Origin of the sequence: Pseudomonas syringae pv. cilantro, from assembly GCF_001293775.1 — a bacterium.
Taxonomy (GTDB): Bacteria; Pseudomonadota; Gammaproteobacteria; order Pseudomonadales; family Pseudomonadaceae; genus Aquipseudomonas; species Aquipseudomonas syringae_P.
This window is the reverse complement of the sequence record NZ_LGLN01000100.1, coordinates 3,680-4,941: the sequence shown is the minus strand read 5'-3', so window position 1 is coordinate 4,941 and position 1,262 is coordinate 3,680. Positions and strand designations below refer to the sequence as shown.

At 52.3% G+C, this 1,262-nt stretch carries 2 protein-coding genes; both read right to left on the bottom strand.

Going from position 1 to position 1,262, the window contains the following annotated elements; genetic code table 11:
* A partial coding sequence (locus ABJ99_RS27980; protein WP_080378349.1) for a hypothetical protein occupies nt 1-287 on the bottom strand: 287 nt, incomplete at its 3' end.
* A 207-nt stretch (nt 288-494) separates the two neighbouring features.
* Complete coding sequence (locus ABJ99_RS26340; RefSeq protein WP_054088290.1) at nt 495-1,028, bottom strand: hypothetical protein; 534 nt, start codon at nt 1,026-1,028, stop codon at nt 495-497.
* Between the last annotated feature and the right edge of the window lie 234 nt (nt 1,029-1,262).

Sequence of the window (1,262 nt, the reverse complement as noted above, 5' to 3'; positions counted from 1 at the left end):
GCTTTTGATGCGCGAGGCTTACGGGTTTTCTTCACCGGCTTGGTCTGAGCTTCTTGCGTATTAGCCTCATACCAATCATGAAGATTGATCCCTTTGCGACGCACTATGGCTGGCACGCTGCAGTAGTTTTCGCACTCGTCGTGGGTCATCACAGGTTCAGGCATCATCCTGCACTGCGCTGCTACCACATGGACTGTTGCAGGTTTTGGCTTTTGGTTGACCGCACGGATGCATTCACGCAATGCCTTACCGACCCTAACGCCAAAACGAAAGCTTGCTGTACTCATGGTGTTTCTCCAGGGAAAAATGCGGAGAACACCGCCCGAGAGGGGAGTGATTCCCCGCTGGGTGAGTGACGCGTTTAGTGTGCAACCATCGGCAATTGGGTCGCCGAACGTTCGCCCTTCCGGAAGCTTTGCGAACTTTTTTTGGATCAATGCGCAGAACGCATCGTAGTCATGAGATCCAGACTACCTGGGGTGCTGCTGACAACATCAACGCCATAGGCGCAAGATATTGAGGACACTCCGGATACAGGCGTTCTTTGTGTTGAGGACAATGGCTTTCATGCAGGTTCTACTTGCGTCTGCAATTTCCTCTTGACGCCAGCGCTCCTCTTTCTCGGCCCACTCTTTGCGGATGAGCTCCGAATCATCCTCGGGGTAATATCCATCTGTACTGAAGTCCCCATGGTCATCTGGCCCAGGGAGCTCAAAACACCCACAAGGACAAGTGTCTTCAGTCAGACCGTGGCTGCAGATGCCGTGACTACGAATATCGTCCATGTGTGCCTCAATTTCCGACGGTGAAAGATAACCATAGGCATAGCGTGCATAGGCAAATGCCTCCGCCACTTCGGGTGACGTTTCGTCACCGCCAAAAGTCTCGATCATCCGCGAACAGAAATGTTTGAGGACCATGGTTTCGTATGTGGGAAACTTGCAACATGCGTCGCCGTACAGCATGTTGACGCGTTCAGTAATCTCAACATTTTGGAGTGGTGAGGATGAAGCCGCGTGGTTCGACATGGTCTATCTCCGTTCAAATAGCTGAAAACGGAGACACTTGTCCCCGAGGGAAAGTATTCCCCGAGGGTAGGTGAGTTATATGATATGACTCGGCTAAGCCGAGTGCAGCACGGTGTGCGACGTGAAGTATGCATCCATCGGTACGGAATACCGAACGTTCGCGCCTCCGGAAGCTTTGCGAACTTGGGGATGGATCAATGCGTTGAACGCACCGTAGTCATGAGATCCAGACTA

Bases quoted from the DNA above. Each gene is read 5' to 3' on its own strand.
- ABJ99_RS26340 (WP_054088290.1), bottom strand. From the start codon at position 1,028: ATGTCGAACCACGCGGCTTCATCCTCACCACTCCAAAATGTTGAGATT.